This is a genomic window from Peribacillus butanolivorans (assembly GCF_001273755.1).
Lineage (GTDB): Bacteria > Bacillota > Bacilli > Bacillales > DSM-1321 > Peribacillus > Peribacillus butanolivorans.
In genome coordinates this window covers 484,847-500,954 of the sequence record NZ_LGYA01000005.1, presented here as the reverse complement: position 1 = coordinate 500,954, position 16,108 = coordinate 484,847, and the positions used below count along the sequence as shown (strand labels likewise).

22 protein-coding genes are annotated in these 16,108 nt (G+C 38.6%); 10 read left to right on the top strand and 12 right to left on the bottom strand.

Annotated features, from left to right (window positions below; genetic code table 11):
- Positions 1 to 75 precede the first annotated feature (75 nt).
- The 3 genes from AKG34_RS24390 (at position 76) to AKG34_RS24380 (ending at position 1,855) form a co-directional block, all read left to right on the top strand.
- Positions 76 to 1,068, top strand: coding sequence for an NAD(P)/FAD-dependent oxidoreductase (locus AKG34_RS24390; protein WP_053348717.1), 993 nt, complete (start codon positions 76 to 78; stop codon positions 1,066 to 1,068).
- A gap of 302 nt (positions 1,069 to 1,370) precedes the next feature.
- A complete protein-coding gene (locus tag AKG34_RS24385; RefSeq protein WP_053348716.1) occupies positions 1,371 to 1,652 on the top strand; it encodes an NAD(P)H-binding protein in 282 nt (93 codons plus the stop codon).
- Between the two features lie 2 nt (positions 1,653 to 1,654).
- The gene (locus tag AKG34_RS24380) at positions 1,655 to 1,855 is read left to right on the top strand and encodes a Rossmann-fold NAD(P)-binding domain-containing protein (RefSeq protein WP_053348715.1); all 201 of its coding nucleotides are present in this window, start codon (positions 1,655 to 1,657) and stop codon (positions 1,853 to 1,855) included.
- Between the two features lie 52 nt (positions 1,856 to 1,907).
- Here AKG34_RS24380 and AKG34_RS24375 read toward each other — a convergent pair whose 3' ends face one another.
- Complete coding sequence (locus AKG34_RS24375) at positions 1,908 to 2,270, bottom strand: HesB/IscA family protein (RefSeq protein ID WP_053348714.1); 363 nt, start codon at positions 2,268 to 2,270, stop codon at positions 1,908 to 1,910.
- A 222-nt stretch (positions 2,271 to 2,492) separates the two neighbouring features.
- Between AKG34_RS24375 and AKG34_RS29785 the strand changes: the two genes are divergently transcribed.
- Positions 2,493 to 2,648: a DUF2225 domain-containing protein gene (locus AKG34_RS29785; protein WP_152952403.1), complete on the top strand. Its 156-nt coding sequence runs from the start codon at positions 2,493 to 2,495 to the stop codon at positions 2,646 to 2,648.
- Positions 2,649 to 2,807: 159 nt separating this feature from the next.
- On the opposite strand, the gene AKG34_RS24370 is transcribed toward AKG34_RS29785, so the two are convergent.
- Positions 2,808 to 3,044, bottom strand: coding sequence for a YuzB family protein (locus AKG34_RS24370; RefSeq protein WP_053348713.1), 237 nt, complete (start codon positions 3,042 to 3,044; stop codon positions 2,808 to 2,810).
- A gap of 309 nt (positions 3,045 to 3,353) precedes the next feature.
- Between AKG34_RS24370 and AKG34_RS24365 the strand changes: the two genes are divergently transcribed.
- The gene (locus AKG34_RS24365; protein ID WP_053348712.1) at positions 3,354 to 4,421 is read left to right on the top strand and encodes an NAD(P)/FAD-dependent oxidoreductase; all 1,068 of its coding nucleotides are present in this window, start codon (positions 3,354 to 3,356) and stop codon (positions 4,419 to 4,421) included.
- A gap of 85 nt (positions 4,422 to 4,506) precedes the next feature.
- Here the strand turns inward: AKG34_RS24365 and AKG34_RS24360 are convergent, their stop codons facing one another.
- A complete protein-coding gene (locus tag AKG34_RS24360) occupies positions 4,507 to 4,830 on the bottom strand; it encodes a YuzD family protein (protein ID WP_053348711.1) in 324 nt (107 codons plus the stop codon).
- 166 nt (positions 4,831 to 4,996) lie between these two features.
- On the opposite strand from AKG34_RS24360, the gene AKG34_RS24355 reads away from it, so the two are divergent.
- The gene (locus AKG34_RS24355) at positions 4,997 to 5,233 is read left to right on the top strand and encodes a NifU family protein (protein ID WP_053348710.1); all 237 of its coding nucleotides are present in this window, start codon (positions 4,997 to 4,999) and stop codon (positions 5,231 to 5,233) included.
- A gap of 215 nt (positions 5,234 to 5,448) precedes the next feature.
- Here AKG34_RS24355 and thrB read toward each other — a convergent pair whose 3' ends face one another.
- The 5 genes from thrB to yutH all read right to left on the bottom strand — a co-directional run bounded on the left by thrB (position 5,449) and on the right by yutH (position 10,970).
- Entirely contained in the window at positions 5,449 to 6,393 is a 945-nt protein-coding gene (gene thrB / locus AKG34_RS24350; RefSeq protein WP_053348709.1) for a homoserine kinase, read from the bottom strand.
- Positions 6,390 to 7,451: a threonine synthase gene (gene thrC, locus AKG34_RS24345; protein ID WP_053348708.1), complete on the bottom strand. Its 1,062-nt coding sequence runs from the start codon at positions 7,449 to 7,451 to the stop codon at positions 6,390 to 6,392. Before thrC ends, thrB begins: the two co-directional genes overlap by 4 nt.
- Entirely contained in the window at positions 7,448 to 8,746 is a 1,299-nt protein-coding gene (locus AKG34_RS24340; RefSeq protein ID WP_053348707.1) for a homoserine dehydrogenase, read from the bottom strand. The genes thrC and AKG34_RS24340 overlap by 4 nt, the downstream gene beginning before the upstream one ends.
- A gap of 190 nt (positions 8,747 to 8,936) precedes the next feature.
- Positions 8,937 to 9,851, bottom strand: coding sequence for a L,D-transpeptidase family protein (locus AKG34_RS29110; RefSeq protein ID WP_236695041.1), 915 nt, complete (start codon positions 9,849 to 9,851; stop codon positions 8,937 to 8,939).
- Between the two features lie 117 nt (positions 9,852 to 9,968).
- Positions 9,969 to 10,970, bottom strand: a complete 1,002-nt coding sequence (yutH, locus tag AKG34_RS24330) for a spore coat putative kinase YutH (RefSeq protein ID WP_053348706.1) — start codon at positions 10,968 to 10,970, stop codon at positions 9,969 to 9,971.
- A 200-nt stretch (positions 10,971 to 11,170) separates the two neighbouring features.
- Between yutH and AKG34_RS24325 the strand changes: the two genes are divergently transcribed.
- Positions 11,171 to 11,668, top strand: a complete 498-nt coding sequence (locus tag AKG34_RS24325) for a phosphatidylglycerophosphatase A family protein (RefSeq protein WP_053348705.1) — start codon at positions 11,171 to 11,173, stop codon at positions 11,666 to 11,668.
- Between the two features lie 148 nt (positions 11,669 to 11,816).
- Here AKG34_RS24325 and AKG34_RS24320 read toward each other — a convergent pair whose 3' ends face one another.
- Positions 11,817 to 12,584: a 5' nucleotidase NucF gene (locus tag AKG34_RS24320; RefSeq protein WP_053348704.1), complete on the bottom strand. Its 768-nt coding sequence runs from the start codon at positions 12,582 to 12,584 to the stop codon at positions 11,817 to 11,819.
- A 25-nt stretch (positions 12,585 to 12,609) separates the two neighbouring features.
- Positions 12,610 to 13,047 carry a DUF86 domain-containing protein gene (locus AKG34_RS24315; RefSeq protein ID WP_053348703.1) on the bottom strand — a complete coding sequence of 146 codons (438 nt, stop codon included), beginning with the start codon at positions 13,045 to 13,047 and terminating at the stop codon, positions 12,610 to 12,612.
- 324 nt (positions 13,048 to 13,371) lie between these two features.
- Here AKG34_RS24315 and AKG34_RS24310 point away from each other — a divergent pair, with 324 nt between their 5' ends.
- Positions 13,372 to 13,638: a DUF3055 domain-containing protein gene (locus AKG34_RS24310; protein ID WP_053348702.1), complete on the top strand. Its 267-nt coding sequence runs from the start codon at positions 13,372 to 13,374 to the stop codon at positions 13,636 to 13,638.
- 66 nt (positions 13,639 to 13,704) lie between these two features.
- The gene (locus tag AKG34_RS24305) at positions 13,705 to 13,998 is read left to right on the top strand and encodes a hypothetical protein (RefSeq protein ID WP_053348701.1); all 294 of its coding nucleotides are present in this window, start codon (positions 13,705 to 13,707) and stop codon (positions 13,996 to 13,998) included.
- A gap of 31 nt (positions 13,999 to 14,029) precedes the next feature.
- Here AKG34_RS24305 and AKG34_RS24300 read toward each other — a convergent pair whose 3' ends face one another.
- Complete coding sequence (locus tag AKG34_RS24300) at positions 14,030 to 14,305, bottom strand: YutD family protein (protein WP_053348700.1); 276 nt, start codon at positions 14,303 to 14,305, stop codon at positions 14,030 to 14,032.
- 115 nt (positions 14,306 to 14,420) lie between these two features.
- Between AKG34_RS24300 and AKG34_RS24295 the strand changes: the two genes are divergently transcribed.
- The gene (locus AKG34_RS24295) at positions 14,421 to 15,083 is read left to right on the top strand and encodes a YhcN/YlaJ family sporulation lipoprotein (RefSeq protein ID WP_053348699.1); all 663 of its coding nucleotides are present in this window, start codon (positions 14,421 to 14,423) and stop codon (positions 15,081 to 15,083) included.
- A 68-nt stretch (positions 15,084 to 15,151) separates the two neighbouring features.
- Here AKG34_RS24295 and lipA read toward each other — a convergent pair whose 3' ends face one another.
- Positions 15,152 to 16,066 (bottom strand): lipoyl synthase, encoded by a 915-nt coding sequence (lipA, locus tag AKG34_RS24290; protein WP_053348698.1) that lies wholly within the window; start codon positions 16,064 to 16,066, stop codon positions 15,152 to 15,154.
- Positions 16,067 to 16,108: the final 42 nt, after the last annotated feature.

Genomic DNA, 16,108 nt, shown 5'->3' with positions numbered 1-16,108 from the left:
CCGTTTTTTAAAACTTTATCTATGGTAAAATAAGAGAATAAATTTTAGCAAACCTAGTATATCGGAGGGATAACGTTGGAAGTTAATGAAAAAGTTTATGATATTACCATCATTGGCGGCGGCCCAGTCGGACTATTTACTGCATTTTATGGTGGCATGAGACAAGCATCCGTGAAAATCATTGAGAGTCTCCCACAATTAGGCGGGCAATTATCAGCCCTTTATCCTGAGAAATTCATTTATGATATCGCAGGTTTCCCTAAAGTACGCGCTCAGGAATTAGTCAATAATTTGAAAGAGCAAATGGCAAAATTTGAACAAACCGTAGTCTTAGAACAATCCGTTAAACAAGTAGAAAAGCAAGTCGATGGCGTATTCAAGCTAACGACTGATAAAGAAATTCATTATTCTAAAACTATTATTATTACAGCTGGGAATGGAGCATTCCAACCGCGCCGCATCGAAATTGAAGATGCAAAAAAATACGAGAGCAACAACCTGCACTATTTCATCGATGACCTTAATCATTTTGAAGGCAAAAAAGTGGTGGTCTTCGGAGGCGGGGATTCAGCAGTCGACTGGGCACTAATGCTTGAGCCTATCGCTGAGAAGGTAAGTATCGTTCACAGAAGAGATAAGTTCCGTGCCCACGAACATAGTGTAGAAAATCTTAAAAATTCAAAAGTTGAAATAAAAACCCCTTACATACCTGCAGAATTGATTGGTACTGAAAATCAAATCCATACAGTGGTCCTTAAGGATACGAATGGTGAAGATACAGAAACTTTAGAAGTAGATGCAGTTATTGTCAACTACGGTTTCGTTTCTTCTCTGGGTCCCATTAAAGAATGGGGACTTAATATTCAGAAAAATAGCATCTTAGTGAACTCCAGAATGGAAACAAACATCCCCGGAATCTATGCTGCAGGAGATATTGCAACCTATGACGGCAAAGTCAAATTAATTGCAAGTGGTTTTGGCGAGGCTCCAACCGCTGTTAATCATGCTAAGCAATATATTGATCCAAAAGCAAAAGTCCAGCCTATGCACAGCTCCTCTATGTTTTAATAAACAAACTTTCAATACAACGCATGAACCGGCATAATCAAAGCCGGTTTTTTTATTGTCCCCATTTTCCGACTGTGGATAACTATTTTTTTCATGAATTATCCACAGTATTAACCTTGTTTTATAACGGGTAGAGAATATTAGTAAAAGAGAAAAAAGAATGCACATATGAATATTTTAATTGCAGGAGCTAACGGAACAACTGGAATGCATATATTATTGAAGAATTATCAAAAAATCCACAACTTACAGTGTATGGCTTACAAGCTCGGACACCCTATACTTGCAGATTAGGGGGTAATGTGGATAAAGCAGTGGATAACATGAAAGCGATCATATTTACAGCCGGACCCAGACCAAAAACAGGACCCGATAAAACGACAGCTGTGGATAAGAATAGGGCAATTAAACTAATTGATGCTTCTAAGATGAAAGGTATCAATCTTTTTGTAATGATAAGCTCTGATGGTTCTGATAATCCACAACAAGCTCAAGAAACACTTCGCCACTATCTCGAAGCAAAACATGATGCGGATGAACATTTAAAAGCAAGTGGAATGACTTACACCATTGTCCGTCAGTAGCATTGACCAATGACAAAGCTGTGGGCACAATCACAGCTGAGGAAAAAGTCGACCATCCCCACAAATCAATTCCAAGAGCCGACGTTGCTACAGTTCTTGCTCATTCTGTCACATTTAATAAAACATTTGAGATTTCCAGCGGCAACCTTCCAATCAAGGAAGCTCCACAATATATAAAGTATCGCTTAATTAATAAGCATTAAAAAGGTGAGCACTTTAAAAAGTGCTCACCTTTTTTTCAACAATCAAGATTTCTTAGCAATTCTCCGGTGTACCAGCGTTCTTTGCTGTTTTGAAAGAAGACCCACAACCGCATGACGCGATAGCATTTGGGTTTTCAATTGTAAACCCTCCACCCATCATCGTTTGTTTATAATCAATCACTGTTCCATTCAATATATCTGCATCCTCTTTATCCACAAGGATCTTAATTTCAAACTGTTCCAGCTGGTCATCTTTCTCTCCGGGCTCTTGTTCGAAGCCCATTCCGTAGGATAATCCACTGCAGCCTCCGCCTTTAACAGCCACTCTTAAAAAGGAACCTTCTTCACCATTTTGCTTCATCATTTCTTTTATCTGAAAAGCAGCAGCTTCCGTTATTTGAACAACTTCACTCACAATAAATCCCTCCTTCTTCTGATATGTGAGATAGACAATTTCTCCTTATAGTATATACCAAAGAATTTCACCCGCTCAATTTTCCAGCTCGAAAAAATTAATCTTCCATCTCCTATTTTACCAACATTTAATAAAAATTAGGTTATTATAAGGTATGTAGGTATAATGAACCGAGCAAATAGCCTTAATCTTAAAAGGGCCTCTATATGACAAAAGCATGGAATGTCTTCTGTCGAAAAAACATCAACTACAAAAAGGGTACGCTCTCGATTTGTTAAAGTAGCCAAATATGATACAGATTTTTGTCCCATTTATGCTGATTCCACTATCAACGCCCTCTTCTATAATATTTTTGTTTACCCTCACTGGTATTTTTAAGGTCATTATTCAAATGGCTAAGGACCTCTGGCAGGAAATCAAAGAAGAATCGTGTACAATCAGTGTCGCTCCGCTCAATGGATAATGAATCTTTTCCTATTTTATAACAATCAAAAAGACTACCCCAAAAGGAATAGCCTTTTTGATTGTTATTGATGATTAAAACATTTGATACTCATCAATAAACTTATATATTTTTTCTACCAGTTCATCCGTTGTATCCCCAAAAATCACTTCACCATTTACAAGTGCGTATAAGTTACTGGAACATCTACCACAATGACCCAGACAACCATATTCAATAATATCTAAATTAGGATCGCGTTCTAATCTTTCCAAAGCCTCTTGAGCACCACTGGCTAGATTGCTTACACAAAATTCAATAATCGGATACATTGTTTCACCTCATCGTTATTAACAATTCATCTTATTACATCTTCCATATACAGTCAATATTTACGCACAAAATATAAGCCGATTTTAAGATACCAGTTGTGATTTCCCTTTATATTCGTTATACTTTTGTCGGGGTATGTAAAACAAGAAAATCATTTATTTATTTTTATTCTTATTAAATTGGGGCATATATATTTAATTAAATTTTAAAGGGATTCATTTGGGGGAATCCTATAGTAGGACATTTACTTTTACAAGTGAAATAATTAACAAATTTTTCAAGAGATCAAATAAAGGGGAAAAAAACATATGAAGAATTTAGTCATACTTGGTGGTGGCTATGGTGGTATGCGCATGTTGCAAAGATTGCTGCCTAATCAGCTTCCTGAAAATGTGAGCATCACGCTTATCGACCGTAATCCTTATCACTGCTTAAAAACGGAATATTATGCTTTAGCAGCAGGTACCATTCCTGATCAGCACATCCGTGTTGCATTTCCAGAACATCCTCGCTTGAAGAACGTATACGGAGAAGTACTTTCCATCGATATGGAAAATAAACAAGTTATTTTAGAAAATCAAGAGCCTGTTGTTTATGATGATTTAGTTATTGGCCTTGGCTGCGAAGATAAATACCACAATATTCCTGGTGCAGACACACATACTTATAGTATCCAAACCATTGATAAATCACGTCGCACATATTCAGCATTGAATAATTTAGGTGCTGGTGCAACTGTATCAATAATTGGTGGAGGACTTAGCGGTGTTGAGTTAGCCAGCGAATTGATTGAGAGTCGTTCTGATTTAAATGTTAAGCTATTTGACCGTGGACCACATATTCTATCTGCATTCCCAGAAAGATTAAGTACCTTTGTCGAATCTTGGTTTGATAAACATACAATTGAAATTATTCATCATTCTAATATAACCAAAGTTGAACCAAACCTTCTTTATAATGGCGATGAAGCCGTTCAAAGTGACGTCATCGTCTGGACAGCTGGCATTCAGCCAAGTAAAATAATCCGCGATATGGATATTGAAAAAGACGGTCAAGGTAGAGCAGTACTGACGCCTCAGCATTTCCTTCCATCTAATGATAGCATCTTTGTAGTCGGCGACTGTGCTAGCCTGCCGCATGCACCAAGTGCCCAATTAGCGGAATCACAAGCTGAACAAATCGTCCAAGTCCTTGTAAAAAAATGGGCAAATGAACCACTTCCAGAAAGCTTCCCTACCATGAAATTAAAAGGGACATTGGGTTCCCTTGGGAAGAAACAAGGTTTCGGTCTTGTGGCAAATCGTCCTATTACTGGAAGAGTAGCACGCCTGATGAAATCAGGAATTCTATGGATGTATAAATACCATAACGGTTGATTCAAGATTTCATAAACTGACCCAAGAAGTTGCGACAAGCTTCCAAACGGGTCAGTTTTTTTATTTTCTTTCCATTATATATCCCTTAAGCTTTATATCCGTATTTCTCCATCACTTCCACCACTTTTTTAAGGCGCACATTTCCTTCTGCAACGATTTCATCCTCAATGATGACAAGCGGATAAAATAAATCTTCTTCAATCATCTTTGCTACAAAGCTTTTTTGCTTAATATTTTCTGGAGGATTAAACATATCGATATATGAAATTTTAAAGTTCTGCTCAGGAAACTTTCTCGTTAAAGCAGCTTCTAGCCACTCACACGTATCTTTCGAAGAGGGAAGATTTACACAACTTGCACAAACCTGTTCCGCCCCATATACTTCTATCTCAATTTCTTTCTTTACCATACTCTTCCTCCTTTATTTTAGTTTTTTAGCTTCATTTCGATAACTTTTTAAAACCATTCACCTGTTCCTAGCTTACTTGAATAAGATAGATTATTTTTCCGCAAGCTACAGTTGGATTTTTTACTATCTTCGCATTATAATATGATTAGGAAAGGAGTCGATTGCAATGTCTGACCAAACAATGGAAGCCCAAGTTCAAGATGTTCTAGATAAGCTTCGTCCGTTTCTTCTTCGTGATGGCGGTGACTGTGAACTAGTTGACGTAGAAGATGGAATTGTAAAATTACGATTACTAGGAGCTTGCGGAAGCTGTCCAAGTTCGACCATTACGCTAAAAGCTGGGATTGAGCGTGCTCTTCTTGAAGAAGTTCCCGGCGTAGTGGAAGTAGAACAAGTTTTCTAATAGCCTTTATAATAACGTATAACGTATATTAGCTAGAGTATCACTTCAGCTAATATACGTTCAACCATTTTAGATACACACAGCCAAGAACCTTTTTTGCCTGTTATAGAAATAAAGCTGACTCCTCTTTCGGTCCTATCAATTGAATTGATACGGCTTTTGAAGGGGTCAGCTTTTTTTATAATTAAAGAGTAAGTATATGAAGCAGGTATGGCTCACGATTTAATAAAGTTCAATTCCTTCTTTTCTTCCTCTGATAAGATCGCTGTATGGCTGCCATCGTTATCAATTTGCAACTCTTTCACTTGAAAGTCCGGAAAGATTTCTGTCAAACTTGAAATCACACTGCCTGCTTTTTCGGCAGAGACCAAGCACAGAACAGTGGGACCTGCACCACTTAGTGCAGTACCATACGCACCTTCATTAAGAACAACCTCTTCTATTTGTGCTAAATGAGGCACTAGCCCAGCCCTATATGGTTGATGAAAACGATCATTTTGCATCATTTTACCGACAAGATTCCAATCATTCGACAAGATTCCAGCAAGCAAAACATTGGCTGCCGCACTTCCGTTTATCGCTTCTTTATAGGGAAGCGAATTTGGAAGAACATTTCTTGAATCCTCTGTAAGCAATTCAAAATCAGGAATGACTGCAATTACCTTAACGCCCTCAATTGGAAACGAAAGGACATCTGTTCTTTCCTCTGTATGCAATCCTACAACCAATCCACCGTAAACTGAGGCCCCTGCATTATCAGGGTGCCCTTCAAAGAGAGAGGCATGTCTATTCTTTTCCTCATCAGATAAATGGAGTTCACCTACCAGGTTTGCTAATTCAATACCTGCTACAATGGCAGATGCACTGCTTCCGAGGCCCCTGGCAAGTGGGATTTCACTTGAAACATAAAGGCGACATGGGGAAAGTTCTTTTCCATAAGAAGCTGCCGTTTTCTTGGCAATTTGAACAATATAATTACTATCATCCCCAGGGAAAACAGACATTTCCTCAGACAGCGGGATAACTTCCCAATGGTCTGATAAAGATCCGTGTACTTCTAAGTAAAGTCCTAGGGCCAGGCCGATTGAATCGAACCCTGGTCCTAAATTGGCCGTACTCGCTGGTACACGGATCAAGAACATCTCAGAATCTGCACTCATGCCTGTTTCACACCTTGCAGATGTTCTAAAATAATCTCTTCATCCATTGGCAGTAACGTTGGTTGAATTGTACTTGTATCAACTGCCACATTCGGATCTTTCAAGCCATTCCCTGTTAGCACCGCTACAATCTTGCTTCCCTTTTTAATTTCACCGCTTTTTAATTGTTTATAAATACCTGCAATAGATGCACATGATGCTGGTTCAGCAAATACTCCTTCTTTTTTCGCAAGGAAATGATAAGCTTCCAGTATTTCTTCGTCGGTCACCTCATCAATTTTACCGTTAGATTCGCTTGCTGCTTCCACAGCGAATTTCCAGCTTGCAGGGTTACCAATACGGATAGCTGTTGCAATTGTTTCAGGATTTTCAATGATAGTGTCCCGAACAATCGCAGCGGCGCCTTCCGCCTCGAACCCTCTCATTTCAGGGAGTCCCGTTTGTTTCATCTCATTATATTCTTTAAACCCTTTCCAGTAAGCAGTAATATTCCCTGCATTTCCAACTGGAAGCGCCAAAATATCAGGTGCCGTGCCTAGGGCGTCACAGATTTCGAACGCGGCCGTCTTCTGGCCTTCAATCCTAAATGGGTTTACCGAGTTCACAAGAGTAATTGGTGAACTCTCACTAAGTGAACGAACGATATTTAATGCTTGGTCAAAATTTCCTTCAATCGAGATAACCTCAGCTCCGTACATAACAGCTTGAGCAAGCTTACCCATTGCAATTTTCCCCTCTGGAATAACGACGATACAGCGTAGGTTAGCACGCGCTGCATAAGCTGCTGCAGCTGCTGATGTATTCCCAGTAGACGCACAGATGATTGTGTCACTGCCCGCCTCGATTGCTTTGGCAACAGCCATGACCATTCCGCGGTCTTTAAACGAACCCGTCGGATTCGCTCCTTCATATTTTACATGCAGGTCGATTCCCCACTCTTCAGATAAACGGTTTAGTTTAATTAAAGGTGTGTTTCCTTCTAATAGGGAAAGTGCAGGTGTATTTTCATTTACAGGTAAAAATTCTTTATATTCACTAATTAGTCCTTGCCAGCTCATTTGATGTTCTCTCCTTCAACTCGGTATGTGCTTTTGACTTCTCTTACCATATTGTAATCATGTAATTTCTGCTTTATTTGTTCAAATGCTGCCAAAGAGGCTGTATGTGTAACCAGTACGATTTCGGAAGATTCTTTTTCATCCAGCGGCAGTTGAAGGATTTTGTCGAATCCAACCCCATGCTCTGCAAATAAATTCGTGATTCTAGCTAAAACGCCCACTTCATCCTGTACATGCAACCGGATAAAGAACTTAGCAAAAATCTCAGTAGCATCTTTTAATTGTTTCGGGTACTGCGGTGAAACAGCACTTCGCCCATTAACACCTAGTCTCATATTCTTGATGACCGTTACCATATCTGAAACAACAGCAGTCGCGGTCGGCAGGCTACCAGCCCCTGGTCCGTAAAACATCGTTTCTCCTACAGCTTCCCCATAAACATATACCGCATTATATTCATTATTTACCGATGCTAATGGATGTGCTTCTGGAAGCAAGGCTGGTTGGACGCTTACTTCAACCCTATCTCCAGCTCTAGAAGCCACTCCAATCAATTTCATTGTATAGCCCAGCTTTTTACTGTATCTCAAATCCTCTTCAGAAATCTCAGTAATCCCCTGTACCTCAACATCATGTAAGCCAATATTCATTGAGAAACCAAGAGTCGATAGAATCGCCATTTTTCGTGCCGCATCCAATCCCCCTACATCAGCTGTTGGATCAGATTCTGCAAATCCTAGCTCTTGTGCTTCCTTTAATACGTCTTCATAGGGTCTGCCTTCTTTGCTCATTTTCGTTAAAATGAAGTTCGTCGTTCCATTGACAATTCCCATCATTTTTGTGATTCGGTCAGAAGATAATCCATCAACAAGACCTCGCAAAATCGGTATTCCCCCTGCAACACTTGCTTCATAGAACAAATCACATTGATTCTCAGTGGCCAATTCCAGCAGTTCCGGACCATATAAGGCCATCAGATCTTTATTAGCCGTTACGATATGCTTTTTATTGTTCAACGCTTCTATTAAATAGTTGCGTGTTTCTTCAATTCCGCCCATAACTTCAATAACTACATCAATCTCAGGATTCGAAAGAATATCCTCTGGATTGGAAGTTAACATACTTTTATCAATATCAACAAGGCGCTCCTTCGTCGTATCCTTGACAAGTATCTTATTAATTGATATTGAACAACCTACTTGATGCATGAGCTTGTCCTGATGACTTTCGATAATTTGTACGACTCCTGATCCGACTGTACCTAACCCCAATAACCCGATCGAGATGGTTTTCATATTTGGTTCCCCCTTAAAAACTGTTTACCTGAAGAAAACATTTGTATTTGTATAGTAGACATTATATGTTTTTTTTATTTAATTATCAATAGTTAGAAAATACAGTCTTCAAGATTTTTTTCTTCTATCCCTTGAAAGAGTAAGATCGAATACCCCTAAATTTTTTATGGGAGAACCATATTGATGGATATTACTTAACGGATTTCAAGGATTCATTCGTCCCCATAATTATATGTGGGTTTTGCTCGGGATCCATCCATTTCAACAAACTTAATACATTCTTTTCAGCAGTAGCCGTACATCCCGCTGTCGGCTTAGTTTCTCCTCTCCATATATGAAGAAAGATTGCACTGCCTTTTCCTTTTTTGATGGGATTCATATTATAATTGATGACCGCTCCATATTTATAGAGTTCATGGTTCATCCTTTCAAAAGACTTCCATTTATCAGCAGGATTTCCCGTGTAAGTCTTCCACTTGTTATAATCCTTCGAGGTCTGATCATCAATCCAGTAATCATTTTTGGTTGTTTTCTTATATTTCATTTTCAAATTTGCCGGCTTCGTTTCACTTCCAAAAGCCGTACCAAATGAATATATTCCAATAGGTGATTTTCCGTCGCCCTCTTTTTTACTCTTAGTAAAGCCGTTCTTCCCAATGACGCCCCCCATCTTCTTTAACGCGCGTCGCCATTCGCCTTTTTTCTTCTCATATGTTTGAATTGTCACCTTCGTATCACTCATAGATTTTCCTGTGACAGCTACAACTTGGTTAACATTCTTTCTCGTATCAAATTTCTTCAGAATGGCTTTTTCACTGGAACTGAATACCTCTTTGGCATCTGTCATACTGATATATGCGGTCTTTTTTGAATAGCAAACCTTATACCAGTTTCCAGTTCTCCCACTGACTGATAACTCTTTATTTTTCTTATATGTTTTTAAGGTTTTACTGCCAGCCGACGCCTTTTCTTTCAAATCAGTTGTGCTCTTAATGACAATCTTGAATTGCGCTGCTTCACAACTTGTTTTCGTTTCAGCCTTGGCAGGTATCGATGCTTGGAAGACTAGTAGAAATAAAAGGGTAGCCATCATAATTCTTTTCATGGATTCATCCTTCCTCATCTTGAAGTAAAGTAAATAAATATCAAACTATTCTAAAAAATCTTGTTTTTATCATAACATAGTAAGCAAGGATGAATCATATTTCTTTCCAGTTTTTATCTAAATCCAGTCAATTTGAGGCAAATTATATTGCTTGACCGGGACTTCCGCCAATTCATAAAAATGTTTGAGGAAAGACTCATATTGTTGGGATGATTTCGTAATTGAAGATATCTTATCTTCCAGTTCATTGGATCTTGATTCCGTTGTTTTGGAAAAATACTCTTCGACTGTTTCAAAATAATGAATCGGAAACAGCATTCTCGAATATAACAACCGAGCAGAGAAACTCGAGAACTGCTCTACATTCTGATATTCATGAAAAAAATGCGCAATGCCTCGCTGATAAGTATGTTTGTTTTGAAAATAGTGTTCCCTCACCCATTCTGCCACATCCCTTGTTCCATGGTCGAATACCCAATCAAACGGATTTTTCATCCAATTATTGATTTTCCAGGTATCATGTAAAAATCGTTCATAGCATACCGTTCCACTGTCGACAAGTTGTGGGGTATCATCAATTTCCGTGTCGACTAAATATTGAATCGCATTTTCACCTAATACCATATAATAGGGAAAGGTTTCTACAAATAATTTTTCAAACTGGTTATCCGGATGGGCGTTCAGCTTATCCTTCCAGATCATTTCTAATTGATCAATCCTTTGTTCCCAGAGCTCTTTCCATTTACCAATTCTTGAACATGTTCGAATCGTTTCATTAATATCTCTCCCACGCTGATGAAATCTGGCTAAACGCCGGCCCGGGTTGAAATTTTTCGGACCTTCCAATGCCTCATTAGCAAGGAGAATAAATAATTGCTCATCCGCTTCCGAAACATAACTGCCATGATTTGCAAGGACAAAGGCTGAAACATGACGATCTCCCTGTGAAATCAGATGCTGAGACATTTTATGACGTTCCACTAATTCCTCCTGTTCCACATTTTCTATTGGAACAATGCTGTAAAACATATTTCCAGAACGAAAGCTAGGAAACCGGCTATTGGCTTCCTCTCGCTCTACTTGTATACCGTAATTATTAAAAATGATTTCTTCTATCATAAAATTGCCCCTTTCATCAAATGGATAAAAATAGAAATATTTGGACATTATATACTTATATATATGTGGAATAACCCGTTTTCTGAATGATTATCGAAACCTTATTACGAAATAAAAGCATGTTTCAGGATTTTCATTTTTACTACAGTACTACTAGCGTTAGAACTATCCCTTAAAATATAGAGAAATGGGTGAAGACCATGGCTAATATTGAACAATCAATATCTGAACAAACGGCTCGAAGATGGCTAAGTGAACGGGGAGTGAAACTAGAGGATATTGCAGAGCTTGTCATGTATCTGCAAAAAAGCTACCATGAAAATCTTCAAATGTCTGATTGCCTTCACAATGTCGAACGGGTACTCTCTAAACGCGAGGTCCAAAATGCTATCTTAACCGGCATACAGTTGGATATTTTAGCTGAGAAAAAGTTGCTTGAAGAGCCTCTACAAAGCATCATTGAAATAGATGAAGGACTATATGGAGTCGATGAGATATTAGCCTTGTCGATTGTAAATGTGTATGGATCTATCGGTTTTACGAATTATGGATTTATCGACAAGCAAAAACCCGGTATCTTGAAATATTTAAACGATAAAAGCACAGGTAAGGTCCATACCTTTTTAGACGATATCGTCGGTGCTATTGCTGCTGCCGCATCAAGCCGGCTTGCCCATCGAACTAAAAATGTTGAATAGTGGACACCACCTTTAAAAAATCGGAGATGAATTTTTCCATCTTCACAAATTTCCCCTTAATTTTGAATATATGCTGAAATTTTATGATACATCTAAATTCCAGTTCCATAAAAAAAATCCAGGGCTGCTTTCGCAGGCCTGGATTTTTTTATTCGAAGTGCCATAGGTCGAGCGTGTCCACCACATATGTAGGCTGCTTCTCATATTGCTCTAAGTGTTCTTTTGTTGTTACACCTGTATGTACAAGTAATGTATCGATACCTGCATTAAGGCCAGCCAAAATATCCGTATCATAATTGTCGCCGACCATGATTGTTTCTTCTTTTGGTACACCCAATACTCTTAGCGCCTGCTCTACTATGACGGATTCAGGTTTTCCAATGAATATCGGCTGTACCTGAGTAGAAACAGAGACAACGGACGTCAACGCGCCATTTCCCGGTAAAAGACCCCGTTCAGTAGGGATGGCAATATCACCATTAGTTGAAATGAAAACGGCGCCATTTCTCACTGCAAGGCAGGCTTTTGACAGTTTTTCATAATTAACGCCACGGTCGATGCCCATCACAAGAAAGTCAGGAGATTCATCAACAAGATTCATTCCCTTTTCCTTAAGAGCCTCGATAATGCCTTCTTCACCAACTACATAAACAGATGCATCTTCTTTTTGTTCAGCAATGTAATTCGCTGTAGCCATACTTGTCGTGAATACCTGGTCATCTTCAGTTGAAATACCAAGGCTTCTTAATTTATCCGCTACCTGTGCCGGAGTCCGGGAAGAGTTATTGGTTACGAATAAATAAGGGATATCTCTTTTTCTTAGTTCATTAATAAAACCTGCTGCTTCTGCAATTTGTTCGGTTCCACGGTACATCGTGCCATCTAAATCAATTAAATATCCTTTGTACGATTTCATTTGAATCCCCCCTTACCCAACCAAACTAATTTTTAAAAGCTGAAACAGGGCCCAATTCGTTTGTTAAATAGTTTCTTACCAAATCAGGGAATTGTTTAAATGCATCTATGTTTTCCTCGAATACGGAAAGTAGTTCTTGATGGTTTACTTCAATGAAATCCTGAACTAGCATTTTTCTTAGCGGCAGCACCTTTTTAAATTGTATGGCGATAACTTCGGAAATGACTTTTTCATCATGAAGGATATCAATAATATCTTCGTAACTGCCTGGATCACGCATAATAAAACCATCAATTACTGCATTCCCTACATCCAACACAGAATCGATGGAAGTTTGTATGAGCCTTTCGACGATAAGCTCTGAAAGGTCTCCATCCCAATTATCTTGCCCTTCAAAAAGCCCAAGCTGTTTTTCAAGAAATCCTAAAATCTGTTCAATTTTTTGTCGGTCTACAAAGTACATTCTTTCCAGATCCTTTCTGATCTAAGATGACACATGAATTTTATCTACAGTTGAAGGTCTAGCCTAGTAATAGCCCAGTACCAAATCAACCTTATACCTTGATAATACCATAGCTTCTCCAATACTCTCAATTCCTTGGGCTACAACTACTGACCCATTCTCTTTGGCAATCATGTAATTTGGTCATTTCATCAGAAATTTCATACTAAATACTCTCTCTAAAAAAGTAGTACCTCCATAGGACTCCAAAAATGTCTGTTCCCCTATTGCAGTCACTTTGTTATGATGGAACTACCAAAATGCAGATATGAAGGGAATGATAATGTGGAAGAACGTTTTTATTTATACAATGACGTGGTTGACTCCAAAACCCGGTTTATTAGTTTTATGGGTGAGGAATCAAGATTTGATTTGGCCATTACGACTACCGACCGCTTTTATGGCAAGAAGCTTGTATTAAACATGCAGAGTAACCGTTTCGCAATTATTGGACCGGATGATTTAGAAGAGGAAGGCTATCTTGAACATGCCTTTCAGTTAACAGAAGCAGAAGCAGAGGAACTAAGTCACTTTTTAATGGAAATCGTCTAAATGCTAAAGTTTTTTTCTTTAACGGGAAAACCTACTGAATGTACGATTACATGAGGAGGGTTTACCTTGGAAAAAGAAGAGGAAACATACCACGATTTCTCCAATGTTGAAAAGCAGCGGGATTTTTTACTTCCTGAAGAATTTCCCGAAGGACCTTTTGGATCCACAATAGCACAAGATGCCCCTGTCGAGAATAAAAGTACACCATGGCAGGAAGGACAACGATCTCAAAGTGCCTTTAATTTTGAAAATAAATCATTGCACGAAGACTTACCGCGTAAATATCCTGGTGCTCATCCTACACATGATGATCCGGAAAAGCCTGAACAGCCTCCTTATGAAGGATATGGAAGCTCTTAAAGTTAAAGGCCAGAATGCATTCTGGCCTTTTTTATTTCTTTATTTTTTTCACAACAAAATATGGACAGCCAAAATTGCAGTACTCATATAAATATTCGCTGAGCGTACTTATTTTTGTATCGAAGGTTGCTTTCTGATTAGAATCATCAAAAAATCCGCGCAGTCTCAATTGACCGTAACCCCAATCCCCTACGATAAAATCATACTTCGTTAAAATCTCACTGTATCTGGCTTTAAACGCTTCTTCGTTATAACCTTCTCTTTCGTCTTCGATTATTTCATAGGTCAGGTTATTGATGTTAATCATTCATTTCACCTCTCAAAAATACATTCCTTCTTTAAATTATAACTGATTCCCCATCAATTACTAAGCGAAAATTAGAGAAATATGTTCATCCTAAGGTTACAGGGGGTGTTTTTTAATGAAAAAAACAATAATAGCAGTAGGTTTAATTTCAATTATTGCACTAACCGGCTGTGCTACTAATAAAGATAAAGATCAAGGTATGGGTCCCAACAATAATGCCGATAATCCTACAAATGTAAATAATCCAACTCAATATTATGACGAGGATTATCGTAATCATGACAACAAAAGTGATGATTTTGGTTTTACCCGCACCAATAAAACGACCATTAAGGGCCGTAACATTTCTAATAAAACAGCTACCGTTGACCGTGAACAATTGGCTGATATTATTTCAACACTAAGCGTTCAGCTTCCAAATGTCAATGATGCCGCTACCCTCGTAACTGATGAGGAAGTTCTTGTCGTATATGATACAAATACCAAGAATCGAACCGACACCGCGGATCAAGTGAAGCGTACGGCAATGTCTATCGTCCCCCGCTACTATCATGTTTATGTCAGTGATGATCCAACACTTGCCCAAAATGTCGAAAACTTCGCAACACTGCAGTCCGACAGCAAAGGTGTCGACTATACTATCGAAGAGACCATTAAACGCATGCTAAAGTCACCTCAAGGACACAAAATGAGTGATGTGGAAAACGAGAACGGTGAAATGGTTAACGATAAAAGTGATCATCATGATAACATCCAACAAAAAACGGACAATTTTTAATTATCTTATTTACTGATTAAGAAATGAATAAAATGAAAGGACCGAATATTTTCGGTCCTTATTTCTTTCTATTTCAATAATTCTTCACCTTTAATTTGCTTATGTTTTGCTGCGGCATTAACCTGTTCATCTGCATGATAAGAAGAACGGACAAGCGGACCGGATTCACAATGACTGAAGCCTTTTTCCAGTGCCCTCTCTTTCAATTCATTGAACTCTTCTGGTGTGTAGTATTTCAACACCTTTAAATGTTTTTTAGTCGGTTGTAGATACTGGCCGATCGTCATGATATCCACATTATTCGCCCTTAGGTCATCCATTGTTTCAAGGATTTCCTCCCTCGTTTCACCTAAGCCGACCATTAAACTCGACTTCGTTGGGATCTCAGGATACATCTCCTTGGCTCTTCTTAAAAGCTCCAAAGAACGTTCATATTTAGCTTGCGCCCGCACTCGGTCGGAAAGGCTTCTGACTGTCTCTATATTATGGTTTAGAATGTCAGGTTTAGCATCCATCAATATCTTGATATTATCATACACTCCGCCCATATCTGATGGTAATACCTCAATCGATGTAAATGGATTTTTGCGTCGGATAGCACGAACCGTTTCAGCGAAAACTTCAGCGCCACCATCCTTTAAATCATCACGGGCAACAGCCGTAATTACAACATGTTTTAAATTCATCAATACAACGGAATCTGCAACGCGTTCAGGTTCAGCCCAATCTAATTCGTTTGGACGTCCAGTTGTAACAGCACAAAAGCGGCACGCTCTTGTACAGATCTCACCTAAAATCATAAATGTGGCAGTTCGTCTAACTGCCCAGCATTCATGAATATTCGGACATTTTGCTTCTTCACAAACAGTATGCAGATTTTTCTCCCGCATCATATTTTTTAAACCAATGTAATTCTCATTGGTATTAAGCTTTATTTTTAACCAATCTGGTTTACGAAGAATTTCTTTATTTGTAGCAGACATGAAAATGTCACTCCATTCTATAGAAATTAACACACCCTACTT